The sequence below is a fragment of the Brevibacillus sp. FSL K6-2834 genome, from assembly GCF_038592925.1.
GTDB classification, from domain to species: Bacteria; Bacillota; Bacilli; order Brevibacillales; family Brevibacillaceae; genus Brevibacillus; species Brevibacillus borstelensis.
The window spans coordinates 4,279,573-4,305,298 of the sequence record NZ_CP151945.1; the positions used below are offsets into that span (position 1 = coordinate 4,279,573).

General features: G+C 50.4%; 18 protein-coding genes and 2 pseudogenes. 3 read left to right on the forward strand and 17 right to left on the reverse strand.

Translation table 11 applies throughout. From position 1 onward, the window contains the following. Positions 1–204: 204 nt before the first annotated feature. Entirely contained in the window at positions 205–1,041 is an 837-nt protein-coding gene (locus NST96_RS21120) for an SDR family NAD(P)-dependent oxidoreductase (protein WP_003389521.1), read from the forward strand. A gap of 74 nt (positions 1,042–1,115) precedes the next feature. On the opposite strand, the gene NST96_RS21125 is transcribed toward NST96_RS21120, so the two are convergent. Together NST96_RS21125 and NST96_RS21130 are read right to left on the reverse strand one after the other, a co-directional pair. Further along, on the reverse strand, positions 1,116–3,368 hold the full coding sequence (locus NST96_RS21125; RefSeq protein WP_327985924.1) for an S-layer homology domain-containing protein: 2,253 nt from the start codon (positions 3,366–3,368) through the stop codon (positions 1,116–1,118). A 135-nt stretch (positions 3,369–3,503) separates the two neighbouring features. Further along, complete coding sequence (locus tag NST96_RS21130) at positions 3,504–4,505, reverse strand: YcdB/YcdC domain-containing protein (RefSeq protein ID WP_338463316.1); 1,002 nt, start codon at positions 4,503–4,505, stop codon at positions 3,504–3,506. Positions 4,506–5,097: 592 nt separating this feature from the next. Between NST96_RS21130 and NST96_RS21135 the strand changes: the two are divergent. Continuing rightward, a pseudogene (locus NST96_RS21135) lies at positions 5,098–5,757 on the forward strand (transposase); the annotation flags it as partial. Between the two features lie 99 nt (positions 5,758–5,856). On the opposite strand, the gene istB reads toward NST96_RS21135, so the two are convergent. Both istB and istA read right to left on the reverse strand, forming a co-directional pair. After that, entirely contained in the window at positions 5,857–6,600 is a 744-nt protein-coding gene (istB, locus tag NST96_RS21140) for an IS21-like element helper ATPase IstB (RefSeq protein WP_025846873.1), read from the reverse strand. Then, a complete protein-coding gene (gene istA / locus NST96_RS21145) occupies positions 6,597–8,105 on the reverse strand; it encodes an IS21 family transposase (RefSeq protein ID WP_251256056.1) in 1,509 nt (502 codons plus the stop codon). Before istA ends, istB begins: the two co-directional genes overlap by 4 nt. Before the next feature lie 122 nt (positions 8,106–8,227). Between istA and NST96_RS21150 the strand changes: the two are divergent. Beyond that, positions 8,228–8,911 (forward strand): annotated as a pseudogene (locus NST96_RS21150) (IS1182 family transposase); the annotation flags it as partial. 2,254 nt (positions 8,912–11,165) lie between these two features. Here the strand turns inward: NST96_RS21150 and hemQ are convergent. The 13 genes from hemQ to NST96_RS21215 all read right to left on the reverse strand — a co-directional run bounded on the left by hemQ (position 11,166) and on the right by NST96_RS21215 (position 25,478). Further along, positions 11,166–11,918: a hydrogen peroxide-dependent heme synthase gene (hemQ, locus tag NST96_RS21155; RefSeq protein WP_172920602.1), complete on the reverse strand. Its 753-nt coding sequence runs from the start codon at positions 11,916–11,918 to the stop codon at positions 11,166–11,168. A gap of 140 nt (positions 11,919–12,058) precedes the next feature. After that, positions 12,059–12,820 (reverse strand): glucosamine-6-phosphate deaminase, encoded by a 762-nt coding sequence (nagB, locus tag NST96_RS21160; RefSeq protein WP_003389526.1) that lies wholly within the window; start codon positions 12,818–12,820, stop codon positions 12,059–12,061. A 28-nt stretch (positions 12,821–12,848) separates the two neighbouring features. Beyond that, positions 12,849–13,772 carry a MurR/RpiR family transcriptional regulator gene (locus NST96_RS21165; protein WP_003389527.1) on the reverse strand — a complete coding sequence of 308 codons (924 nt, stop codon included), beginning with the start codon at positions 13,770–13,772 and terminating at the stop codon, positions 12,849–12,851. Positions 13,773–13,959: 187 nt separating this feature from the next. After that, complete coding sequence (locus tag NST96_RS21170) at positions 13,960–14,313, reverse strand: DUF1516 family protein (RefSeq protein ID WP_003389528.1); 354 nt, start codon at positions 14,311–14,313, stop codon at positions 13,960–13,962. A 285-nt stretch (positions 14,314–14,598) separates the two neighbouring features. After that, positions 14,599–15,048, reverse strand: a complete 450-nt coding sequence (locus NST96_RS21175; RefSeq protein ID WP_342404491.1) for a nucleoside deaminase — start codon at positions 15,046–15,048, stop codon at positions 14,599–14,601. A gap of 264 nt (positions 15,049–15,312) precedes the next feature. Further along, positions 15,313–16,182 (reverse strand): YitT family protein, encoded by an 870-nt coding sequence (locus tag NST96_RS21180; protein ID WP_003389530.1) that lies wholly within the window; start codon positions 16,180–16,182, stop codon positions 15,313–15,315. Positions 16,183–16,298: 116 nt separating this feature from the next. Next, on the reverse strand, positions 16,299–17,102 hold the full coding sequence (locus NST96_RS21185; RefSeq protein WP_003389531.1) for a serine hydrolase: 804 nt from the start codon (positions 17,100–17,102) through the stop codon (positions 16,299–16,301). 510 nt (positions 17,103–17,612) lie between these two features. Continuing rightward, positions 17,613–19,085, reverse strand: coding sequence for an aldehyde dehydrogenase family protein (locus NST96_RS21190; protein ID WP_031931891.1), 1,473 nt, complete (start codon positions 19,083–19,085; stop codon positions 17,613–17,615). Between the two features lie 117 nt (positions 19,086–19,202). After that, on the reverse strand, positions 19,203–20,171 hold the full coding sequence (speB, locus tag NST96_RS21195; protein ID WP_003389535.1) for an agmatinase: 969 nt from the start codon (positions 20,169–20,171) through the stop codon (positions 19,203–19,205). A 414-nt stretch (positions 20,172–20,585) separates the two neighbouring features. Continuing rightward, positions 20,586–21,884 carry a hydroxylamine reductase gene (hcp, locus tag NST96_RS21200; protein WP_039070509.1) on the reverse strand — a complete coding sequence of 433 codons (1,299 nt, stop codon included), beginning with the start codon at positions 21,882–21,884 and terminating at the stop codon, positions 20,586–20,588. Positions 21,885–22,134: 250 nt separating this feature from the next. Continuing rightward, positions 22,135–22,827 (reverse strand): copper homeostasis protein CutC, encoded by a 693-nt coding sequence (locus NST96_RS21205; protein ID WP_003389538.1) that lies wholly within the window; start codon positions 22,825–22,827, stop codon positions 22,135–22,137. Positions 22,828–22,939: 112 nt separating this feature from the next. Then, the gene (locus NST96_RS21210; protein WP_342404496.1) at positions 22,940–24,367 is read right to left on the reverse strand and encodes a leucyl aminopeptidase family protein; all 1,428 of its coding nucleotides are present in this window, start codon (positions 24,365–24,367) and stop codon (positions 22,940–22,942) included. A gap of 103 nt (positions 24,368–24,470) precedes the next feature. Then, positions 24,471–25,478, reverse strand: a complete 1,008-nt coding sequence (locus tag NST96_RS21215) for an asparaginase (protein WP_003389540.1) — start codon at positions 25,476–25,478, stop codon at positions 24,471–24,473. Positions 25,479–25,726 lie beyond the last annotated feature (248 nt).

Here is a 25,726-nt window from a genome sequence, read left to right on the forward strand (position 1 = left end):
GCAGGAAAGTCTTCTGCCGTGCTTTCAGGTTTCATCTGCACCTCTGCCGGGGCTTTCGTAAAGGAGCTGAAAAGAGGGACAACCCTAGGGCAAAGAAGCCAACTGAAATTTTGGCAATCAAGACAGCAGATGTCATATTGGCCTGCAAAAATAGAGGCATGACTTGCTTTTACGCAAGGTTAATCGAGAGGAGAGATCTGTTCCATGAATCCATTGACAGGCAAAATCGCTTTGGTCACGGGGGGAAGCAGAGGCGCCGGACGAGGAATTGCGGTGGAGCTGGCGAAAGCCGGGGCGACGGTGTATGTCACCGGGAGAAGTGTCAGAGGAAAATCTACGCAAAACTATCCGGGAACAATTGACGACACTGCAGCAGAAATTCAATCCCATGGAGGAACCGCATTTGCCGTTCGTTGCGACCACACAAACGACGAAGAAACAGAAGCTGTCATTGACCGCATCCAACAGGAGCAAGGACGATTGGACATCCTGGTGAATAATGTGTGGGGCGGGAACGAGCTGGCTATCGAATATCAGCCTTTTTGGGAGCTGCCCTTGCTGCATTGGGATCACATGTTTCAGGCAGGTGTGCGGGCACAGCTTGCGACCAACCACTTCGCCGTCCCGCTTATGCGGAGGCGCCAATCAGGTCTGATCGTGCATACAACATTTTGGGACGATCACAAATACACTGGACATTTTTACTATGATTTAGCAAAAAACGCGTTAAACCGAATGGCGTACGGACTGGCAACAGAACTTCAGGCTGACAACATCGCCGTTGTCGCGGTTTCTCCGGGATGGATGAGAACAGAACTTGTGCTGGCCGCGTTCAACACGGACGCAGACCATTGGCAAGCTGTCGAGGAATTGAAGAACACCGAAACTCCTCACTACATCGGGCGTGCCATTTGCGCATTGGCAGGTGACCCGGAAGTGAAGCAAAAAAGCGGTCAAATCGTGAGAGTAGGGGAGCTGGCAGAGGAATACGGCTTTACAGATATCGATGGAAGAACGATCCCTCCCTTCCGTCTCGGATAGAAACATGGAAAAGACTGCCGATTTCTTTTGCAAAATCGGCAGTCATCCATCTGACCGAAGCCAGCTATTTTTCTCTATCTGTAGTCTTTCTTGAGTTCGATCAGCTTCTGAACCAGCCTGGCCGCTTCTGCTCTGGTAAGCGTCCCGTTCGGCTTAAAATCGGCTTTCCCCTTTTCGCCCAGAAGCCCGAACGCATGGACGAGCGCTATCGCTGGAACAGCGTTTTTCTCTACGTCTCCGTATGGGGCAGAAAAGATGTCCGTTTTATCCAAAAGGTCGCCGTATCCCAGCAGGCGTGCTACGAATTCAGCCACCTCCGCCCGGGTAATCGGACGATCCGGTTCGAATCTGCTCCCTTTCTTGGCGAAGAGACCGGTCTGAACTCCCTTCTGGACGACGCCGTACAGCGGATGCTTTGGATCGACATCATCAAAGCGATACGGCTGTCGCCCCTCGTCGCTGGAGAGGCTGTACGAACGGTGAAATTCGATGCGCTCAATGAGATGGGAAGCGATGACGGCCATTTCGCCTCGGGTCACCTCCTTATCCGGCTCAACCTTCCCGTCGATTACCGGAAACAGGCCCAAACGAACGGCAAATTGCAATGCCTCCCGATCAGGATGATCCGAGATATCGCTTGCCTTCGTTTTTTCAAGCTGCTTGTCCAGACTGATCCATTCACCAGTGATTGCATCCACCATGCCACGGTCCCCTGCATAGCGGTAGACGAGAAGCGGCTTTTGTTTGTCCGGCGCTGCCCTGTAGTAGTTCGCCAGCGGCTGATAGTAGGTGAGCAACACTTTTTGCTGCTCTTGCTCTACTTTTTTGGCCGCCTCCCTGTCGATCTTGGCAGCTGTCGGGCTCTCGATCTTCGGATAGCCTTCCCCGCGAAGGTTCAACGTTTCCGCTTCACCCGTCTCAGGATTGACCACGACTTCAAACTCGGCATGCTCGATCGGAATGCCGTCTTTCATCCAGCCAAACGGAATGTAGTAGTATTGACCACGTTCCAGTTGCTCTTCGATTTGTTGTTCCGTAGGCGTGCGATCAATCATATAAATTTCGCCCAGGCGGTCGGAAAGCAGCGTTTTCACCAGTTGCTGGGCACTCTCGCTCGCTTTTTCGTAGGAAACCGCTTTTTCGATCTTTTTGCCAGTCTCTGCACGAAAACCTCGTTCCTTGCTGGAATATTCGATCAGCTCTCCCCGGTCGCTGATCCGAAGCTTGACCGGCTCCACATTTTTCTCCTGGGTGTGAAGCGGAGTGTAATCAAAGCTCCAGTTGCGCCGTTCGATTCCGTCAGGTCCTGTGCTGCTTCCGCTGCCCCGATTGCCATCGGAACGATACGAGCCGGGGAGAAGCTTGATCACCTGGTCGGCTATTTTTTGCGCCTCTTCTTTGGTTATGACGCGATCTTCACCGTCCGTCTTGCGGACTGCGCTACCCAGTGGCTTGAACACGGATTCCTTCGCTTCCTCGCCCCGCTGGTTCAAGGCTTTGCCGCTACTCGCATCCAAAAACTGGGGGTCGCTTTCCAGGTAGCGATAGACTAGCTGATACTGACTCCGGTCTTGAAGGGGCTGCCTGGTCAGTGATGACTTTTCCACAAACACAAGAGAAGGGCTGGTCCGTTCCGCCAGCAGCTTCTCTGCTTCCGCTGCCCCAAGCACATCCTTTGCGTCCGGGAGCGCCTCGTCACTCCACAACCTGTGATACTCTACTACCTCCCCGTCCTGGGAGACGACGATTTGAAAACCGTTCTCCAGGAAGGGTATTTCGTTTTCCACCCGCGTAAATGCAAATGTGTGTTCACTTCCCAAACTATAGTAGTAAGGAAGCAGCTGTTTGTATTCATTCGGCTGGGAGAGCTTCCGCTGCTCATCTTTTGGCGCTACCTTTTTTATGAACTCCTGCGCTTTTGCCAGAGCGGCTTCTTCCTCCAGACTTGCTTCCCCTGCCCCTTTTTCCCGCTGCTCCGTATATTTCGAGTAGTCCAGCAAAACGCCTGTCTTCGCATCGATCGTCGCGTAAATACCGCCTTCTTTCCCATCATCCCAGCTCAGGCGCCAGGATGGGCGATCATAGAAGGATTCTCTTTCCGGGTCCAGGTAGGTAGCCCGCTCCAGCTTGAAATCACCCGGGATGGATACATAGCCTTGCAGTTTTTTGACCGCTTCTTCCTTTGTCATCCCGCCCGTTTTCGCTTCTGCCGCAAATGCGGTACTGCCCACTGCCAGAAGTCCTCCTGCGGGTAAAGGCAATGACGTCATCAACACGGCTGCAGTCAGCCCGGCTGCAAGCTTCCAGGACTGCTTTTTTCTCGTCACTTCGTCCAACTCCTTTCGACTTTTACGTTTTGTTCATTTTGCTCACATCAATTTTGCCATTAAACAGAGATTTTGTCATGGATATCTTTCCTCATGCCGTACCTCATGCCGTAGATACATCGGTTCTTTTTCCGCTTATTTTCGGCCCTTGCTTTCTTTCTCTCTCTGTTTATCCAGAATGATCCATTCGCCGGTGACCGCATCTACGAGTCCTTCATCGCCTATGTAGCGGTAGACGAGCATTGGTGTTTGCTTCTCTCCACGTTTGGCTTTATCCATCCAATTCTCCGGCAGAAAGTAAGTGAGCATGGCTTTTTGATTCTTCTGCTCGATCTTCTTTGCTGCTTCCCGGTCGATTTTTGCTGCTGGGAGGGTGGCTGGGGGTTTTGCGTCTTGTAGAAATCCAAATTCCACCAGTTCCCCTGTACCAGGTTTTACCCTGACATCAAGATAAAGAGGATCAAATGGGATGCCATCGATCAGTAAACCGTAACTGAACACATAATTCCGATTCCCACTTGCCAGTATCTCCTCGACCTCTTGATCGGAAGGAGGATTTCGTTCGATCAGATACAGTTCCCCCAAACGTTCAGGCATTAAGGTCTTCACCATCTGAAGGGCAATTTCTTTCGCTTGTTCATAGGAAATTGCCTTGTCAACTTTTTTGCTTTCTGAATTTATCTCTTTATAATATTGGAGCAGTTCGCCTTTAGGGCTAATAATCACTGTCACCTTCTCGGTCTTTTCCTTTTGCGGATCTGCGGGCACATATTCCATACCTGCGTGTCGTTCCACTACTTGCTCTAGGTTTTGGGCGGAGCTGCCCCCTCTAAATTGCAGAAACCGGTATGAACCCGGAAGCTTCTTCAGCAGATCGTCCGCGATTTTTTTCGCCTCTGCCTGCGTTATCGATTTTTCTCCCGTTGACTTGCTGATGGTGTTTCCAAGCGGAGTAATCTCATAGTCTTTTGCTTCCGTTCCCCATATGTTCAGCATTTTGCCGCTTTTCGCGTCCAGATAGCGAGGATCCTCGTTCATATAGTCGTAGACCAGTCTGTAAACTTCTCCCCTTTCATAAAGAGCATCGTGCTCATCAAAGCTATAGCCGTTCAAACGAGAAGGCAGATCCACAACCATTCGCGACGATCTCGTCTGTTCAGCCAGACGCTTGATTGCTTCTTCTTTTATCATCCCGGCAGATTTAGTTTCTGCTGCAAATGCGGTACTTCCTGCTGCCAGAAATCCTCTTTCTTATAAAGGTAATATTCTTGGTGCTTGTGTAAGCTAGACACAACAGATGGTAGGTATTACAGTTCATCGATGTGTTTTAATTATTAAGCTAATCTTTAATACAGGAGCCCCAGTGAAATTTTATGTTTCCACCTATCATCACCCTACCGTGTACAGTTTACCTCGATAACAGTAGTTGGAATCTCACTCGTTATATAAATCTATATAACAACAATCGAACCAATATACTACAGGTTAAAGAACCACCCGCTTACAATCATTTTTCAGAAAAGGGAAATATTTGGATAATTTCTCTTGAAAACATCAAGAAAACTTAGTATGATTTTAATTACAATATTAACCAATTAGGAGGGTATTTGTGTGAAAAAGATTGTTTCCAGCCTGTAGACAAAGTTCCGTAAGGAACAGGGTCTGCAGGCTTTTTTGTTGAATATAGAACATGTTACGTTTTCAAAAGTTATTTTTTAGAGGTGGCATTATGCTTAATAAGCAAGAGGCCGAAGGGCGTTATCAGATATCTGCATTCTCGCTAGATGAGTTGGTGCCAGAAGATCATCTCGTAAGAAAAATTGAAAATGCAATCGACTTTTCGTTCATCTATGACTTGGTGGAAAGCCTTTACTGTCATGACAATGGCAGACCCAGTGTTGACCCTGTAGTCTTAGTTAAAATTGCTTTCATCCAATATATTTTTGGAATTCGTTCCATGCGACAAACGATTAAAGAGATCGAAACCAATGTTGCCTATCGGTGGTTTATTGGCTATGATTTCAGTCAGCCCATTCCCCATTTCACGACCCTAGGCAAGAACTATGTTCGCCGTTTTCGGGATACTCAACTCTTCGAGTCGATCTTCCTTCGAATATTGGAGGAGGCGGTTCATCATGGATTCGTGAAGCCTGATGTGCTTTTCATTGATGCTACGCATGTAAAAGCCAGTGCGAATAAGCATAAATACGTGAAAGAAATCGTTGAAGAACAAGCGAAGAAATATCAAGAGCTGCTGGACGAAGAAATCAATCAGGATCGTATTGCACATGGAAAGAAGCCCCTTGAAAAAAAGACAGAAACTTCGAAGAAGGAGGTGAAAGTCAGCACAACTGACCCGGATTGCGGATTGTTTGTAAAAGGGGAAAAGGTGTGAATGTCAATCAAAATGTTGACCACCGTGCTCATCAAAAAATTGACCACCATGGCAAAAATCAATCCACCCGTCGGGTGGGTAACTTTTTCATGATCACGATCTTTGAATGCTCTGCTTAAAGCGATAGCTGTCTCCATTCATTGCAAAGATATGGGCACGATGGGTAAGCCGATCAACCAGGGCTGACGTCATTTGCTCATCTTTGAAAATCTGTGTCCATTCCGTAAATTCCAGATTACTGGTAATGATCATGCTTCCTTTCTCATAGCGGGCCGCACAAAATTGGAATAATAACTCCGCCCCGGTCCGACTCAGAGGGACAAACCCGACTTCATCCAAAATAATCAAATCTGTTTTCAACCATTGCCTCTCTAGCTGGAGGATTCGCTTTTGGGACTGAGCTTCCATAAGCTCGTTACATATTTTAGCGGCAGTCCAAAACTGAACGGAATAGCCATGATGGCAAGCTTCCTTCCCGAGTGCAATGGAGAGATGAGTTTTGCCAGTGCCAGAGTTTCCGATAAACATGATGTTCTCTGCCTTTTCGATGTACTCACAACGAGCCAGTTGAAGCAATTTGGGCTTATTGAGGGACGGAATCGCCGAGAATTCAAATTGATCGAGCGTTTTCATAGAAGGGAATTTGGCGTGCTTGATGCGACTCGCGATTTGGTTAGCATCCCTTTGCTGAACTTCTTGCTCTAGTAGGGCTAAGAGGAACTCCTCGTAGGGAATTTGCCGTTCAGCAGCATCATGGGCGATTTCCTTATAGACACGTTTAATCGCAGGTAAGCGAAGGCGTTTCGCGTAGGTTTCAAGCAGGAAACTCGTACTCAATGAACCACACTCCTTTTCTGTAACAAACGATTGTACTGGCTAAGATCTGGGGCCTTTACCTGAATACGTGGAACAGAGCTATCCTCCGCCAACGAGAGTTGGGGCAAACGGTGTTCCGGCAATGTTCGCTGAAACAATAATTGCCTTACGGCATCATACTGGAACATCCCTTTTTGGCAGGCCTCCCCCAGTGCTTCTTCGACGAGAGAAGTATCGAATTCACGGTGCAAAAGCAAGAGTCGAACGAACTCCTTCATCCCTCCTGGTCGGTTACGGCACTTGTCCAAGAACTTTTGGTAAATGGCGGGTAATCCTGCCTGATGCAATGGTCTAGCATAAAGAACTGCTCCTGGGCGAATAAGAAGTAAATCCAGATAATGATCGTATTGCAAAATCTCCTTTCCTTTTTCCAAGCACCGCTCATGCGTCGCAATCAGGCTTTTTCCGTGATACACCTCAATTTTTTCAGCAAATACTCGGCAAATAAGTTGGGTCGATGCATAGGAAACCGGGACGGAATAGGCATTTTTTTCAATGTGGATCATGGATAGCGTATTGCTTTTCACGGGTACAACACGGAAACAATCCAATGGCCGTGGAGGCAATGGAAGCATGATGGGCAACTCTTGAACAAATGCTTCTCCAACCGTTAGGGAAGACCGGGGAACGGTTGTATTCTCGTAAGAGATACATTTTTCGAGGAGGATTTGATTTAGCTCCTCCAGAGAAGAAACACTAGGAACAGGTGCAAAAAATTGCCTCTGGGCAAACTGTACGAGGTTTTCCACTTGGCCTTTTTGATGCCCTTTTCCCGGATCACAGAAATAGCTTTCAAACAGGTAGTGGGCACGTAGCTGAATAAATCGCTCTTGTTCCTCGCGATTTTTGCCTTCCAATACCTTCTTAACGGCTGTTGTCAGGTTGTCGTATGTGATGACTTGGGGAACAGCACCGAAAAATTCAAAAGCATCTACATGACCTTGGAGAAGAGCCTCTTGCTTCTGATGAGCAAATGTCTTGATGAAAATCTTTCTGCTGTATGTGCAACGCATACAAAAGACTTGAACCTTCACTTGTTTCCCTTGTAAATGAACCGTAACCTCACCCCAGTCAAATTGGGCAAATCGCCCTGGCGGGAAATCAAGAGGGACAAATGCTTTAGGAGGAGAAACCCGCAACTCTCTGACGTAGCGTCGTACAGTAGATTCACCGCCGGTGAATCCATGTTCGTCAACGAGTCTCTGGTAAATACGTTTGGCAGTATGACGCTGCTTCGGGGGAGCCTGTTCATCTTGACGCAGCCATTCCAAGATGATGGGCTTGACAAAATCAATGACTGGCTTCGGCTTCGGTTTTGAAAGCTGGTATACAGGGATTTCCGTTGATGTCAAGGCTTTTCGTATCACTTGACGCGAGTAGCCAGTTTCGCGAGAAATTTGACGAATCGACTTCCCTAGCAGAAAGTGTTGTTTCCTGATAAACTCATAATTAGCCATCTGAAGCATTTCCTTTCCTCCTATATCTTGTTGTCTAGACAACTACAAGATACAGGAAAGAGGTGCTCAGGTGGTCAACTTTTTTATGAGCGATGTACCACTAGGTGGTCAATTATTAGATTAGCATTCACAAAAAGGAACGTGTATTTGCTTATAGTTTTCATACAGCATGTGATCGAAATGGATTTGTGCTTGGTGCCAAGGTAACGCCAGGCAATGTGCATGACAGTCAGGTTTTTGAGGATGTTTTGAATCAAGTGCGAAAGACGTTTGCACAGCCTCAAGCTGTGGCAGTGGACTCGGGATACAAGACGCCTTACATCAGTAAAACACTCCTTGATGACCAGATTCGCCCCGTTATGCCCTACACAAGACCACGCACCAAAGAAGGTTTTTTTAAAAAGCACGAATATGTGTATGATGAATATTTCGACTGCTACATCTGCCCGAACGAGCAAATCTTAACATATGAGACAACAAACAAGGATGGGTACCGTATCTATCGATCAAATTCTCAAGTTTGCCGAAGTTGTCCGTTCTTGAAACAATGCACGGAAAGTAAAGACTACACAAAGAGAGTGAGTCGCCACATCTGGGCTGATTACCTCGAAGAGGTAGACCACCTCCGGCATACCGAGGAAAACAAACAAATCTATAGCAAACGGAAAGAAACGATTGAACGTGTATTCGCTGATATGAAGGAAAAGCATGGCATGCGTTGGACGACCTTACGAGGACTGGAGAAGGTCACGATGCAGGCGATGCTTGTTTTCGCTGCCATGAACTTGAAAAAAATGGCGACCTGGCTATGGAAATCAGGTCGCCAAAAGGTGAACGATCAAAACACCTTCGGTATTTTCATCAAATTATTAAACAAACTCCCTCTGCTGTTCGTTCAGCGAGGGAGTTTGTCTGCAACCTGTGTTTCTTTAGTTATAGCGACAACTTTAACCACTACACCATTTCTCCATTTTGGAAATTTTGCTCATGCCCAAGCTTTAAATGTAAACCAATCAGTAGATTTAATTGAATTAAAACAAATATTCGATAGTATTGAAAAATATAAAGATTATTATACAATTGATGAAAAAGGGTATCACCTTACTAAAGAAGCAAAAAATGTAATCCCTGATAAAACTTATAACCTGTTAAAAGACACTTTTGAACAAACAAACGTCATTTTTAAAGAAAGAGAAAACAATACAATTGGTAATAAAGTTAAAGGAAACAATACAATTGGTGATGAAGTGTCGACTCTTGGCAATGATGAGGGGTATACTTATTACGCATACGATAAAGATACGTACTATTACGAAGGTCCAAACTGGGATGTTGGGAATTGGCTCTATATAAGTGATGATGATACTCGGTGGCTCGCAAATGCTATGGCTGCTGTATCAGCTGCATCAGCCTTGGCATCAATTATTCTAAGCCTTTTCCCACCAACCAAAGGACTCGCAATCTCTTCTAGTATAATTTCACTAATCTTTAACCTCGGAGCAACCTATATATCGAACAAGAACAAGGGCTATGGTATCGTTGTAAGGGCTTATAGTGGTGGTGTGACTCTTAAATCCCGCACATATTAAAACAGTATGGAGGGAGGTTAACTATTATCGCTGAATACTATCCTTACTTAATTGCTATCTTAATGATAATGTCATATGTAATTACTTACTTTACAAGGAACATTGGCATTGTCATTATAAATAATAGTTTATTGGCAGTGTTTCCGTATCTAGCAAACCGAAACTATTGGACTGTAAGTTTATTCCTTCTAATTGCAACATACACTGTAGAAATCATCAGAAATAAAAAAAAACAAGCTAACAATTGAGTTGATCCATGGTCAAGTAGAAAGGCTCAAAAAGCCTAAGCAACCAGTGTGTAACGGTTCTAAATCGAAACACACTGGTTCTTTTTTCTTGGAAACGCTCCTAGTAACTATATGTAAGTTAAAACTAGCAAGTAAGAGTCCTCTTCTGTTTTTCAGCATCAAAATTACGATGTTTTGTTTTAGGATGAAAAAAAAGAATTTGGTATGCATTATCAAAGTTATATCATGAGGGTTCTGTGTTTCATTACCTCTTTAATTTGAGTATTTATACTTTTAATAAAATGGACTGTGTTGGTACTCTAAATACACTGGATTATATTAAGAGTTTGATCACCAGTAGAAGAAGACCGGAACAGGAAGTGTTTAACAAAAGAAATTAAGATAAGCAACTGATCCCGATACGTCTGGAAAGGCAAACCAGAAAGGGATTTATTATTTAGACCATCGTCAAAACGAATACCACAACAATGAATCGAATTCAGATGTTTGTAAGTAATCTGCGCTCCTTGAGAAATGATCCCGGTCAAATTCCCCCCTGTAGGCTATTACAAAGAAAATATGTGAAAACAGCAAGAAAAAGTGAGTAAACCGGTTAAGTAAGTCGGGTAAGAAGCTTTACAAAATTATAAAGATCCATTGAACAAAACTCACTGAATGCTAACAGGTCAGTCCTACGATTTTCGCTACGACCGTTTGAAAAAAATACGTCACATCAGTAAATAATCATCACAGACACAAGCTGTGCTGAATATGAAAATGATTACCCTCGACCTAGCCAAGTAAGTATAACGGAGGGCAATCTATTTTTATTGAAAATACCCTTTTTCACGAACTCCCCCTTGAACGAGGCACTCTTCTCTTGTTCACTATCATGAGGATATGATCCAAGAATGCTTCCGCTTAGACAACCTCTACGCCTTTTCGTTCACATAACTCTCGGAGTATTTTCTGGATTTCTCTTATTATATCACTTGTTTTCGGTATTTAGGACAAATACGACATTTGTAGTTCCGGTTGGTTTGTGCTGGACTGCTCTTCTCTCATCCCTGTTCTGTTTTATCAATAGTATGAAGTCGGCTGACCGGTACTCATCTTACCTTTGAGTTCAAGAGATAGATATTCATAGCCATAAGCTTCTCGCCCCCGCAGTCTATCTGTTTTTTATACAAAATAAGACGCCCGATTAAAATCTTCGAGCGCCTTGCTGCTTTATTAGGCTTTAAAGTACTAAATTATACTTGAATCATCTTAATTAAGTCTTCAGGTGTAACGCGATTTCCCACCAGGAAGTTGCCAAACTCGCCGTAGCGCGCGCTTACTTCGTCAAAGCGCATTTCGTACACGATGTGCTTGAATTCGAGCGGATCGTTGGCAAACAGGGTGACGCCCCATTCCCAATCGTCAAAGCCTACGGAACCGCCGATAATTTGCTTGACCTTGCCTGCGTACTTGCGGCCGATCATGCCGTGGGAGCGCATCATTTCCGCGCGCTCCTGCATGGTCAGCATGTACCAGTTGTCTTGTCCGTCGCGCTTTTTGTTCATCGGGTAGAAGCAGATGTGCTCCCATTTCGGCAAGGTCGGATAGAGCCGCTCACGGACGTGCGGGTTGGATTTCGGATCTTCGCCCGGATTATGTACGTAGTTGCTCAATTCAACTACAGATACGTAGGAATAATCCACTTCCGTGAAGTCGGCAAATTTCGTCTTGTTAAAGGCGGTTTTGATCGCGTCCAACTCCTGCATGGTCGGGCGAAGGAACATGAACACCAGATCGGCCTTGTGTCCGAGGATGGAATAGACGGCAGTGCTGCCTGCCTGCTCCTGCTCGTTTGCGTCCCATGCTTTCAGGAGCCCTTGGAGCTCGTCCACAGCTGCATTGCGCTCTTCCGGAGTCGCCTTCTTCCATTTTTCCCAGTTGATCTTGCGGAAATCGTGATACGTATACCAACCTTCCAACGTGAGAAGCGCTTCGTTTGTACTCATCAGGATCAGCTCCTTTGCGTGATATGGCTTGTATTTCCTGTTACCATTCCCAGTATAGCATAATCGCCGGAGGGTTATCCGATACGAATTGGTGAACAACCCTCTGCCTTCTGCATTTCGTGTCCAGCAAAAAACACGCCTTACAGACGGGCGTGTTCGGTTTCCTTGCATTCGGCGCTGAGACGGCTGGCAGCCGACCGATCCATGATGACGACCACGTCTGGATGCTGCTGGAGCAAGGACGCTGGCACTTCCGCTGTCGGCTCTCCTTCCAGCATGCGGTGAACGGCTTCTGCCTTGGATTCGCCGCTGGCCAAAAGCACGATCTTCCTGGCCTCCAGAATGGTCTGGATTCCCATGGATACCGCTGCTGTCGGGACCTCCTCGATGGAAGAAAAGAAGCGGGCATTGTCTTCGATCGTTCTTTGGGCGAGCTGAACGACTCTCGTCCGGGAGTCAGCCGCAGAACCAGGCTCATTAAACCCGATGTGGCCATTCCCCCCGATCCCCAGGATTTGCACATCGATTCCACCTGCAGCCTTGATCGCTTGCTCGTATCGGGTACATTCCGTCGCCAGGTCGGAGGCGTCTCCGCTCGGAATATGAGTATGCTCCGGGAGCAGATTTACGTGGCGGAAAAAATGCTCCTGCATGAAGACATGATAGCTTTGCGGATGATCGACCGACAGTCCGACATATTCGTCCAGATTAAAGGTGGTAATCCGGGAAAAGTCCAGATTCTCTACGCGATACATACGAGCCAATTCCTTGTACATGCCGACCGGCGTGCTTCCCGTAGCCAGTCCGAGCACAGAGTCGGGCTTTTTCTTGACCTGCATAGCGACAAGCCTGGCTGCCTCCGCGCTCAACTCCTCGTAATTCTCAACGATTTTCCACTTCATGTAAGTCACCTGTCCAATCTCTTTCATTTTATGGTTTGCCTTTGCCCGGTTGGGCTGGCTCATACACTTTATCCAATACGGCTTTGGCTGTCTTCTGCTTGTAGGTCAACGCCTTGTCGCTCATTTTCTGGGATACCGCTGTGCACAGTACGTCAATCACGTGAAGCTGGGCGATCTTCGCAGCGAGCGAACCGCCCTCCAGCGGCCCCTGCTTGGCGGCGGTCAAGAGCGTAATATCGGCATGCTGCGTAATCGGGGACCGGCGGTAATGAGTCAGACAGATGACGGAGGCGCCGGCTTCTTTCGCCAGTTTCAGGGCGTCAATCGTATCCTTTGTACTGCCCGATACAGATATGCCTACAGCCACATCGCCCGGCTCCAGCGTGGATGCTGCCATCGCTTGCAAATGCGCATCGGAAAAGGCGTCTACTCGAAGCCCGATACGCAGGCACTTGTATTTGGCGTCAAGAGCTGTCACCCCCGAGGTACCTACCCCGTAGAAATGAATCGTTCTCGCCTCTATGAGTAACTGTACGCAGCGCCCTAGTTGTTCGACATCCAAAAGGGCGTCTGTATCGTGAATCGACTGGACGTTAAAAGCGGCAACCTTCTGCGCAATCGCATGCAATGAATCTTCCTTGGTCACCTCATCGCGGGAATGCTGGGACGGATTTGCCAGTTCCTGGGCGAGTGCCAGCTTAAATTCCTGATAGCTGCGGAAACCGATTTTTCGGCAAAAGCGCAAAACCGTGGTCTCCCCCACCCCGATCTTCTCCGCCAAATCAATGACCGACGCATAAATAACGGTTTCGGTATGGGCCAGAACGTACTGCGCTACCTTGCGTTCGGATTTGGTGTAGGAAGGAAGAAGACTGTTGATCTCCAGCAGTGTGGCTGTTTTGCCTGTACTCGTTGTCGTCCATTCTCCCCTGTCTGCTGTTGATTCTGTCATCGGTTACCTCCTTGGCTATTGCTTCGTGCAGAAAAACGAATGATTCCTCCAATATGTTATCATAAAGTGGAGTATTTCTCCAAAAAGAAAAATTGGGGAATAAAAACATCGTCTCTCCGGTTTTCTTGGCATATAAAAAGGCCAAATCCCTTTGTAGGAATTGGCCTGTCTCCTTGCAAAACACTATTTACACGATTACCCGATATCCGATCAGAATCACGATGACCATCAGCGCCAGCGCCCCGACGAAAAAGCCGATGCTCGCTTCGTTTCGGCGCGCGCGGCCCAGCGACATTTCCATCAGTCCAAAGACAATCAGCGCGAGAAGGCCTTTGACGTAGTACAGCCAGTCGCCCGCACGAAACGCAAACAGCATCCAAATGCCGGACACAGCAATGATCACAATCATCAGACGCAAAATCATATGTAGAATTTTTGCTACCCGTTCTTTTCCTGCACGGTAAAGGATATAGCCGATGATCAGAAGGACAAAGGCCACTTCCCAGCCACCAACGTGGGATTCCACCAACGCTTTATACACGAATCGTTCACTCCCTGCCAACAGTCATTTTACTAAACTTATTATAACGTAAAGTCAGGAAAAGTACAGGACCCGCGATGTGCGACATTTTTGTGACGAAGCACTCGGATAAGCAGCTATCCCTACTCTCCTTTTTTGAACAAGAAATAACCCCTTGACCATTTTGCTGCGACCAAGGGGTTGTAGCTCATGAACTCCTTTTGTTTGTCTCGCATGCCTGCAGCACGAGCTTATCTATGTTGTCGCATCAGGCAGGCAAGCCATTCAGTCCAGCTTCCCTTGTGTCTACTCCCAGATGACAAACGGGTTTGGCTCCGACTGATCATTCTCCAGCTTTTTCATCTGGACCGAACGCTGCTCCATCGGCAGCGCAATCTGCTCGTAAATCGCCCCGGAGTTGAATCCGAAAGGCACTGCTTCTTCCTTGGAATAGCCGTAGTAGACCGTTTTGATCCCGGTATAGTAAATGGCGGCCAAACACATCGGACACGGCTCTCCGCTCGCGTAGATGACACAGCCCTCCAGCTTGATGCTGTTCTCGTGCTTGCACGCCTCCCTGATCGCGAGGATTTCGGCGTGAGCCGTAGGATCGTTGGTGGCTGTCACCTCGTTGACACCGCTTCCAATAATGTGGCCGTCCTTCACCACCAAGGCACCATAGGGGGTACCGTGGCCGGACGACGCGTTTTCGCACGCCATCTGAATCGCTTTTTGCATGAATGCCTGTTTTGTCATCATGATTCCTCCCCTGACCGGACATTTTCCTTTGTTTATTGTAGCATGGAAACAGGGTTTCCTGCAGGCTTGTCGCTCTGCTGTGCTTTTCCCAATCACTTTCATGAGGCTGTCTTTGAAAAATGTGCACGCGAGCCCCACGATATGCCTGTAAAAGTAAAAAGCGATACATCCAACTGTTGGATGCAACGCTTTTTTCATTGTTTGGTGCTTTCACACAAAAGCTGACATCGTTCACCAATAGGCCACGGCTCCACATGCCCGCTACACAGCCCGGAAGCCCTCGCCTAATACCTCCTGAGCCGGACACAGGATGATAAACGCTTCAGCGTCAACAGAGCGCACCAGCATTTTCAGCTTGCTGACCTCGCTTTGGCTCACCACGGCCATCAGCACCTTGCGCTCGTCGCCGGTATACCCCCCAGCGCCGTCCAGCAGCGTCACGCCCCGGTCCAGATCAAACAAGATCGCCTCGCGCATCTTGTCTGTTTCATCGGAGATGATGTACGCCACTTTGGACGTATTCCAGCCCATCTGCACGATATCGATCGTTTTGCTGGTCACAAACAGGGCAATCAAGGCATACAGCGCCTTTTCGGGAGTAAAGACAAAACCGGCTAGCAGGATGACCAAGCCGTCAAAGACAGCAACGGATACGCCCAGGCTGATGCCGCTGTACTTGTGCAGGATTTGCGAAGCGATGGAAAATCCTCCTGTAGAGCCCCGGCCCCGGAAGACGATGCCGATCCCGAGCCCTACGCCCATCCCGCCGTAAATGCTGGCGAGCAGCGTGTTATCCGTAAGCGGCTCAAGATGGCTGGTCAGCGCGACAAACAACGGCAGGACGATAGAGCCTACCGCCGCCTTCATGCTGTACTGCCTGTCTAAAAGCCAAAAGCCCAACAAAAACAGCGGGATGTTCAGCGCCCACTGGACGATGGACGGCGGCCAGTGAAAGAGATGGTACAAAATGACAGAGAGGCCCGATACTCCTCCCGATGCTAGCTGATTAGGGTTGAGAAACAGGTTGAAGCTGGTGGCAAGCACAAAGGAACCCACGAGCAGCATGCCGTATTCGACTGCTTTGCGCTGCGGACTGTTCAAGCTTGCACCTGTCCGACGTTTTCGTGACACTTTTCTTTCTCCTGCCTTTTTCACTAAGATGAAAACCGTCCATACATTACCATGTTTTGCCCAAAAAAGAAACCCCCAAGCAAACTGGGGATTTTTTCTGTACTCGCTCTCTATGGTCAGCTCACCGCACAGCGGTACACTTCATATCCGATAGCGGCCATCGCCTGCAGGGAGGCATCCGGGGGAGCATTCTCCGACAGGGCTGTCAGGGAGTACGCTTTTCCGCCTGCAAACAGGATGCCGACATCGTGCTGGCGGCCTGTGTCCCAGCCGGTTTTATTGGCCATTTCCCACACGGCAGCGGCGTCCGACACTCCCTCCTCGATGCGGGGTAGCCGGGCAGGCAGCGCATTTCGCACCTGCTGCTTTTTCATGATCCCGATCATCTGGCGGCAGGCATGCTCGCCAAGAAACGTTCCTGTTGCCAGCCGTTTGAGCATCCGGGCGATGTCACCAGCGGTAATCATGTTGTTGGGCGGACTGTCCGCCGGGTACAGCATCAGCTTTCGGCTGTAGCAGCTGTCGTGCATGCCAAGCTCTGCCATTGTGAGCCGCACCTGATCTTCGCCGATGAGGTCGATCAGCATATTGGTCGCGGTATTGTCGCTCTGAATGATCATGAGGGTGATCAGATCGTACACAGGGTAATGCGTATCAGGTGTGAGATGCTGCATGACACCGGAACCTGCGACCTGATCCGTTTGCTTCATCAGTACCGTTTCGTCAAGGCGGACTTTTCCTTTGCTGGCGGCATCGAAAACGGCTGCCATGACGGGGACTTTGATGATGCTTTCGGCTGCAAAAGTCTGCGTGGTGTTGTGTTCCCAGTAGAAGCTTCCGTTGATTTCTTCCACTACCACTCCCCATTGTCCGCCGGCCGCAGCGATGATCGTCTCCAGCTTCTCCTGCAAACTCTTCATGTGGCCTGCTCCTCCTTTATTCTCTTCCGTACCTGGTGGTCTGATTGACAGCCAATGTTTTGCCAATGAGGGGAAATTCCCCGGCTGGGAGTTGGAATCCTTCCTTGGTTTTGAGAAATAGCCTGTGAAAGCTTCTTTGGCGAGATTGGAAATGCCTGTAGGGCTGTTGGGGAGGAGATGAAAAAGGGAGAAAATGCTCAGGGTACGGTGGGACACTGCGGGAAGCCGTTACTGTCCGGCTCCATTCCAAAAGCGTAAGCTGCGTCCAAAAGCAGCCTACTCAAGGCAGCGTCTAAGAGGTTGGACGCTGAAAGAGTGTTCCGCTTTTTCCATTCCGCCTGGGTGGTGTCCCAAAGACCTTCGCGTTTTCTCCCTTTTTCATCTCTACAGCTTTGGATTGTTTCGTTGTTTTTTTAGATCATTCAGGAAGTCGGATCAGGGGTGGCGTTCCCTGACGTGCCTTCTCTAATTCTGATCCAGTCCGTTTACGTGTGTCTCACTGTTTTTTCCTTAATTCTCAAACCAGCCGACTGGCTGCACCTGCAAATTCACATTAATCTGTTTCACTTCCGTGAATTCATCGAAGCCGAAGGTGCCCAGGCCGCGGCCGATTCCGCTTTGCTTGTAGCCGCCCCAGGGGGCTTCGTTGTAGGTGGGGTGGTAGCAGTTGATCCAGGTGATGCCTGCCCGCAATTTTTTGATGACCCGCATCGCTTTGGCTCCGTCCTGGGTAAAGACGCCCCCGGCGAGGCCGTAGACGGTGTCATTGGCGAGGCGGATAGCGTCCGCTTCATCGCGGAAGCGCTGCACGGCCAATACAGGGCCGAAAATTTCTTCCTGGACGATTCGCATGTCCGGCCTCGTGTCGACAAAGATCGTCGGCTCGACGAAATAGCCCTTTTCCAAACCGCCATTTGTCAGACGGTTGCCGCCGCAGGCGAGTGTCGCTCCTTCCGCTTTTCCGTACTCGATGTAGCGCAGTACCTTTTCCATGTGAGCCTCGCTTACCAGCGGCCCCATTTCGGTCTGCGGTTCGTCTCCCGCTCCTACCCGTATCTTTTTCGCACGCTCCACCAGCCGCTCGACGAAGCGGTCGTGAATGCTGTCCTCGAGAAGCAGCCGGGAGCCTGCCGAGCAGACCTGCCCCTGATTGGCGAAGATTCCGAACAAGGCGTAGTCTACGGCTGTCTCAAAGTCCGCGTCGGCAAAGACAATGTTGGGCGACTTGCCCCCCAATTCCAGCGAAATCTTTTTGATGTTGCCTGCAGCCGCAGTCATGATGCTTCTGCCGGTCGCCGTGCCTCCCGTAAAGGAAACCTTGTCTACCAGATGGCTTGCGGCCAGCTCATGTCCGACCGTAGGGCCCGGTCCCATGACCAGATTGGCCACACCGCCTGGCACCCCTGCTTCTTCGATGATCTCAAACAGCTTGATCGCCGTAACAGGCGTGACCTCGGACGGCTTGAAGACAATCGTATTTCCGGCCGCCAGCGCGGGGGCGATTTTCCAAACAGCCATCAGCAACGGGTAGTTCCACGGGACGATCAGTCCGCAGACACCGACCGGCTCGCGCACGACCATCGCCTGTACCGGGTCCGCGACGTGGTACGTTTGTCCGTCAGGCTTGGTGACCATTCCGGCGTAATAGCGGAAGCAAGCGGCCGCATCCGCCACGTCAAAGCGGGCTTCCCGCAGCGGCTTGCCGTTGTCCAGCGTCTCCAAAGCAGCCAATTCCTCAGCGCGTTCCTCCAGCTTGTCAGCAATGGCGAACAAATACCGCGCCCTCTCTGCAGCCGCAAGCTCGGACCAGCTCCCGCTGTCGAATGCTTCGCGTGCCGCGCGAATCGCTTTTTTGGCATCCTCCTCCGTTCCCTCTGCCGCCCGTGCAATCACTTCTCCTGTGGCCGGATTGACAATCTCCCGAGTCTCCCCATTTTCCGCATCCACCCACTCGCCAGCCATGTACATCTTCAGATTGAACATCTGCATGCCCCACCTTTCCTCGTATTACTGATGTGTGCTTGATTACCCAAGTGACGATGCTTGTAGCCATTATCCGCAAAGGCTTGCGGCCACTGTCCGCAAGGGGACTTGTTGTCGTTACTCGGCATCTGCCGCCATCTCCCCCGCTGCCAACAGCCGCTTCTCCCGCAGGGCAACAAGTGCTGCAAAATCGTGGATGAGCGTCGCCGCGAGCAGCGATGTTGTCTGGGCCGGATCGTAGGGCGGCAGCACTTCCACCAGATCAAAGCCGATGTAGTTCAAGTCCGTCAGTCCTCTGATCAGCTCCAGCGTCTCGAAGCTTGTAAATCCTCCGACCTCCGGCGTTCCTGTCCCGGGCGCATAGGCGGGATCGACAAAATCAATATCAAAACTGAGAAAACAGGGAGTATCTCCAATCGCTTCTTTTATCTTTCTCACCGTTTCGGCGGCTCCGGTTTTGCGCAGCTCCTGGGTCGTCATCACGTGATAGCCAAGCTCCAGACTGGCTTCCAGGTCACCCGGGTGGTTCAGCGTACCGCGGATGCCGATCTGAAAAACCTTGTCCGGCAACAGCAGCCCTTCCTCGTGGGCGCGGATAAACGGAGAGCCATGCCAGTACTTCTCTTCGTAATACGTATCCCATGTATCGGTGTGGGAATCGAACTGAATCAGCGCTACTGACCCCCACACCCTTTTGGCGGCGCGCAATGTGGCCAGTGTGACGGAATGGTCGCCTCCCAGTCCGATCGGTACGATCCCTTTGGCCATCAAGTCCAGCATGACGGCTTCCATCCGGTCGTAGCTGCGATGGATATTGTGCGGAATCACCGGCACATCCCCGATGTCGATAGCTCTTGTGTCCTCAAATGGAAAGACCTTGTGAACGGGATGATACGGAAACAGAAGCATGGAAGCCTGTCTGATCGCCTGAGGGGCAAAGCGGGCTCCTACGCGAAAAGACGCAGCCGTATCAAAGGGCAGACCGACGATGGCTACTCTGGCGTTCTCCCTTTGTGCCGGCAGCCGCATGTAAGAGCCCGTGGTGCAAAATTCCGGTTTTACGTCTGGAGACAACGGATATTGCAAGCTGTTCACCTCCGTGTTTCGTCCATGGTACCCATCCATGTAGCAAACCGCATGCCAAACGGGACGTGAATGAAAGACGAAGGCTTTTTGCGTGGAAACCGCATCAACTCGCATTCTCTGCGCTCCAGTTCGCTCTGTCCGTTTCTCATTTTTTGGAATACGATCCCATTTGCGAGAAAGGGATTTTCTAAAACAATGAAAAAGAACGTCCTGATGATATCCGGACGTTCTGTCTCTGGTTAATTCCCTGCATGGTTTTTGCAAGGTGTTTTCGGATGAAATGTGATAGGTCCAAGCATAATTGCCTGCCTGTTCTGCTCGGAGCTTTTCTGACGTCATGTGGGCCGGCAGACCGGAGGGAGCCTGTTTTGAAACGGGCATGTCTCTTTGGCGCAACTGTTCTCCAGACCAGGCTTACGAAACGTTTTGTCCCATCATATCCTGGAGGTCTGCCTGTGCTTCTCCGATTGCTTTGACTCCAAACAAATTCTGAAGCACCTCCCATACCCCGGGCTGGATGAATTCGGGCAGCTTCGGTCCGATGCGAATGTCGCGGACTCCCAGGCTGAACAGCCCCAAGAGAATCGCTACCGCCTTTTGCTCAAACCAGGAGAGGACGATGCTGACAGGCAGATCGTTGACCTCGCAGTCCAGCGCATCCGCCAAAGCGACGGCTATTTTGACCGTCGAGATGGAGTTGTTGCACTGCCCCAGATCGATGTAGCGAGGGATTTGCGTACCCGGTACTTTGCCGTAATCGACATCGTTAAAGCGGAATTTGCCGCAGGATGTGGTCATGATCACCGCATCCGCCGGCAAAGAAGTGGCCAGCTCCCGGTAGTAGTCTCCGCCTTTTCCGGGAGCATCACAGCCCGCGATGACGAAGAAGCGGCTGATTTTGCCTGCCTTTACGGCGTCGAGAATTTCCGGGGCAATACCCAGTACGGTCTCATGGTGAAATCCGGTCAGCAGCGTCTGATCCGACTCTACATCCGCATCCGGCAATGCGAGTGCCCGCTCGATCAAAGGCGCGAAGTCGTCATTCTCAATTTTGGTAACGCCTTCGAGTCCGGCCACATCATACGAGAAGAAGCGATCGGCATATGTCCCCTTGATCGGCATGACGCAGTTGGTCGTGGCTAGTATCGCACCCGGGAACTGTTCGAACAACCGGCGCTGGTCAAACCACGCTTTCCCGATATTTCCCTTGAGGTGCTTGTACTTGCGGAGGGCGGGATACCCGTGTGCGGGGAGCATCTCCGAGTGGGTGTAGATATTGATGCCTTTTCCTTCCGTCTGTTTCAGCAGCTCCTCCAGCGCAAACAGGTTGTGCCCGGTCACGACGATGCACTTTCCTTCGATTTTGTTTTGCGAAACGCGGATGGGCTGAGGGATGCCGAACCGGCTCGTATGGGCCTGATCCAACAGCTCCATGACGCGAATGGCTGCACGGCCCACTTTCATTGCCATTTTCAAGTGTTCATCTAAATTGAAATTCACGTTAGTCAAAGTAAAATAGAGTGCTTCCTGTGTAATGCCGTCCACTTCCGGGTCGATGTGTCCCATTTGTCGGGCATGCGTTGCATATGCCGCAATCCCTTTGAGCGCAAAAATGATCGTATCCTGAATACTGGCAAGCTCCTCAGTCTTTCCGCATACTCCCACCGTTTTGCAACCGCCTGTCGGTGTTTGCTCGCATTGATAGCAAAACATATCAATACCTCCCCTATGGATCACTTCTTACTCCGGATTATAGAGGAGGCGAAAAACGTAAGATGTGATGTACTTCACAGATTCGTCTATTTGCCATTCTTTTCGGTTTTTCGCAAAAAAAGCCCTCTCCCTAAACTTGGGCGAGGACCTTGTATCGCATGTTTCTCTATGAAATATGATGTGTTGCCAAATTATGAACCGGGGCCCGGGAAAAAGCCGTTTCGATTTTGCTGCTTCCTCTGCTCCCTGGTTATGACTTTGCCGCAATCAATCGTTTGACAGCCGCTACCTTCTCCTGATCTACGTACTTGAGCGCGCTTCCGGCTTCCCGAACGCCGGTGCCAAAATGGACTTCCGTTACAGCCGTACGACCGACGAAATCAGCGATGTTTGCCAGGCCCAGCCCGCTTCCGGCCAAAATGCTCAAATGCTCCCCAGCGGTCATCCGGACAAGCTCGGCAATCCGTTCCGCTCCATCGATGGCGCTTTTCTGTCCGCCGGAGGTGAGAATCCGCGAAATTTGCGGATAACGCATCAACAGCCGCACGGCCTCCAACTGGTCAGCCGCCTCGTCAAATGCGCGGTGGAATGTCACATCCAGCCCTTTCGCCTGATCCAGCAGGCTTTCCAGCCCTTCCGTATCGATCTGGCCGTCAGGAGCAAGCATGCCGGTGACGATACCTGCTGCGCCGAGCTCGCGAATGATTCGCACGTCTTCGCGCATGACCCGGTAATCGTCAGACGTGTACACAAACGACTGGCTGTGCGGTCTCACCATCACATTGACCGGAATGGATACGGCCCGGACCACAGCATCGATCAAGCCCCAGCTCGGGGTTACGCCGCCCTCCAGTATCCCGGTGATCAGCTCGAGCCGGTCGGCTCCTCCCGCTTCCGCTCGTTTGGCGTCCTCTACAGAGGTCGCGATGACTTCCAACAACATAGCACGGTATCCTCCCGTCCGTTTTCCTGTTATTGTAAAACGCTTCGATGACAAACAGCAACGCCAAGGGCTGATCTTCCGCGCTGCTGGTTGACAATTCTGCCTTGCCCGTCTATTGAGCGAGCACGTAGTCCGCGAGCAGTCTCGCCCCATATCCGGTGGCACCCATGACGCGATAGCCTCCGGTGGCTTTCGCCTGTACAGGGGGAGCCATGTCGATGTGCACCCATTTCATGCCGGCGGCCACAAACCTGCGGATAAACAACGCGGCGACAATCGCTCCACCGTAGCTGATCGGACTGATGTTGGTCATGTCGGCATAGTCGCTTTTCAGCAATTCTTCGTAATCGTCTACCAACGGCATCGGCCACAGTCTGTCTCCACAGTCATTACCTGACGCGATGAGCTTGGCAGTCATCCCGGAATCTCCCCAAATACCGGCCAGCTTTAAGCCGAGCGCTTCCCCGACATTCCCCGTCAGCGTGGCAATATCGATTGCCTGCTTGGCTCCCAGCCTGTCGGCGTGAATCAGGGCATCGGCCAAAATGAGACGCCCCTCTGCATCCGTATTGGCCGTCTGCACAGAAAGACCGTTGGGGTAGCGGATCACATCCGATGGCAAGAAGGCTCCGCCGTCCGGCACGTTTTCTGCGATCGGCAGAAGCACCAGCAGATTGGCCCTTGCCTTTACGGAAGTGAGGATGTCCAGCGCGCCCGCGACAGCAGCCGCTCCGCCCATATCCATGCGGGCGTCGCTGATATCCCGCCCGGCCTTGACATTCATGCCGCCCATGTCAAAGGTGACTCCTTTTCCGATCAGCGCGGTCAGCGGCAGGGACGGGTCGGTGCAGTATCGGATTTCCACCATAGCCGGCGGATGGACGCTGCCTTTGCCAACCGTGATCAGGCCAACCATCTGCAAACGCTCCAACGCCTCCCCGCGATGAACCGTCACATCCACGTCTCGTGCGGCGAAATGGTTCTGCAGCCGCTCGACAAAGGAGACCGGCGTCAGCTGATTGGGCGGTTCATTCACGAGATCGCGTGCAAAGCATGTACCCTTTGCACGGATACGGGCCCATTCGATCGCCTGCTCCGCCTTTTCTGCACCCGGACAAGCGATATGCAGCATAGAGACACTCCGTTCTTGCGCCTTTGACAAATACCGGTCAAACACATATGTACCGAGAAGCCAGCCCTCTGTCCAGGCTGTGACTGCGCTATGACGGTCCAGTCCGGCAGCAAACAGCGGCTCCAGCGAATCAAACGTCACACATGCTTCTGTAACCCTTTCCTTCTCCGCGGCCCGACCCGCATTGCCCGCCGCATCGCGCAATGCCTCCAGGTCAAAACGCGCCCGCTCCCCCAGTCCGACGATAAGCTCATGCCCTTCTTCTCCGCGGCCAAAAAACCAGGTGACAGCTCCCTTCGCTTTCATGTGCGGGCGCAGCGCATACGGCAGGTGCTCTGTTGGCGAGTCTTGGAAAAGCAGGCGGATCGTGACTTCCATCTCCCGCTGCTGTCCAACCGAAATGTCCATCCTCTTCCATCCCTTTCTTCTTGCCTGGTCATGCAAGCGGCATGCAGACAGCTTGCGGCGTTATTCAGGCAACAGGTTCACGTATCATGCTGCCCTCATCGTCTTATCGTTTTTCCAACTGAAACACCGTGCGCTTTTCGCCAACGACCAAATGGTTGTCATTTTTAATCTCGCTTGGCACCAGCGCACGCAGGCGTTCAATGGTGTCCTTGTTCTCGTAGTTGATCTGCTCCAAAATCGAGGCGATTACCAGCGGCCACACCAGTTCAGAGCCATCCAGAACCTTCAGGGCAAAGCTGATGCGTTCTTTTTTCAGGCCAAAGCCGTATACCCCCATCGCGCCCCCTTTGGCAATGATGTTGGGATCGGTCAGCAGCGCTGTGCAAACGAAATTGTGGCTCGCGATGATGTCGGGATTGGCTGACATCCATCCGGTAATTTTCACGACTGCCTCTCTCGTTTCTGCGTCCGCGATCAGATCGGGACAAGCGAGCTTCAAATACGCTTTGGCGATGTTCACGAGCGGCACGGCAAAAACAGGGAAGCCGCACCCGTCAACGCCGAGGCCAATCTTGTCCTTTGGATACTCAGCCAGATAAGCAAACGCTTCCAAAGCGCTTTGTTGGGCAGGATGGCTGACATCGTAATAGCTGTCTGTCGGATAGCCCATCTCTTTGGAAAGGGCGAGAAAGCCCAGGTGTTTGCCGGAGCAGTTGTGGAAAAGACGGCGCTTCGGCACGCCTTCGCGCAGGCAGGCGAACTTCGGTTCTTCGTTGAGCGGATAGGTCGGGCAGGTCAGCAATTCTTCTTCCGAAATGCCGGTTTTTTTCAGGATCGACTCCAATCCTTCCATATGATACGTCTCGCCGCGATGGGAAGCGGCAAAAAGGGCGGCTTCACGGCTGGTCAGCCCGAATTTCTCGTCGATTTTCTGTTTGGCGACCGGGATGGCCTGGAACGGCTTTGCCGCCGAGCGGAGAAACGTCATATGCTCTTCGCTGCCCGCGGACAAGATGACTTTTCCTGATTCGTCTACGCCGCAGATGACGCCAAAGTGGATATTCTCCAGCACTCCACCGCGGTATTCTTCCACCAATGTGCTGTAATTCATTTCTAATCACCAACTCTGTCTTAATGGTATGTGTGGAAAGGAAGGACCAACAGTACAGAATTAATCCACTGATGGTATTAAATAATGGGTTAACCTGAAAAAACTAGTGGAGGCAATGTGGAAAGATGGAATAGAAAACGTCAAAGAACCATATTTCCTCATTTAATTTCTCCAACCATGTTATTAATTTGATAGTAACAGTCGGGTATAGCATCGTCAACTTTCTTTTTTCAACTTTCGAAATTGAA

Bases quoted from the DNA above. Each gene is read 5' to 3' on its own strand.
- NST96_RS21120 (WP_003389521.1), top strand. From the start codon at position 205: ATGAATCCATTGACAGGCAAAATCGCTTTGGTCACGGGGGGAAGCAGA.
- NST96_RS21130 (WP_338463316.1), bottom strand. From the start codon at position 4,505: ATGGTTGTGGATCTGCCTTCTCGTTTGAACGGCTATAGCTTTGATGAG.
- istA (WP_251256056.1), bottom strand. From the start codon at position 8,105: ATGCTTCAGATGGCTAATTATGAGTTTATCAGGAAACAACACTTTCTG.
- hemQ (WP_172920602.1), bottom strand. From the start codon at position 11,918: ATGAGTACAAACGAAGCGCTTCTCACGTTGGAAGGTTGGTATACGTAT.
- nagB (WP_003389526.1), bottom strand. From the start codon at position 12,820: ATGAAGTGGAAAATCGTTGAGAATTACGAGGAGTTGAGCGCGGAGGCA.
- NST96_RS21165 (WP_003389527.1), bottom strand. From the start codon at position 13,772: ATGACAGAATCAACAGCAGACAGGGGAGAATGGACGACAACGAGTACA.
- NST96_RS21175 (WP_342404491.1), bottom strand. From the start codon at position 15,048: ATGACAAAACAGGCATTCATGCAAAAAGCGATTCAGATGGCGTGCGAA.
- NST96_RS21185 (WP_003389531.1), bottom strand. From the start codon at position 17,102: ATGAAGAGTTTGCAGGAGAAGCTGGAGACGATCATCGCTGCGGCCGGC.
- NST96_RS21190 (WP_031931891.1), bottom strand. From the start codon at position 19,085: ATGTTCAATCTGAAGATGTACATGGCTGGCGAGTGGGTGGATGCGGAA.
- hcp (WP_039070509.1), bottom strand. From the start codon at position 21,884: ATGTTTTGCTATCAATGCGAGCAAACACCGACAGGCGGTTGCAAAACG.
- NST96_RS21205 (WP_003389538.1), bottom strand. From the start codon at position 22,827: ATGTTGTTGGAAGTCATCGCGACCTCTGTAGAGGACGCCAAACGAGCG.
- NST96_RS21210 (WP_342404496.1), bottom strand. From the start codon at position 24,367: ATGGACATTTCGGTTGGACAGCAGCGGGAGATGGAAGTCACGATCCGC.
- NST96_RS21215 (WP_003389540.1), bottom strand. From the start codon at position 25,478: ATGAATTACAGCACATTGGTGGAAGAATACCGCGGTGGAGTGCTGGAG.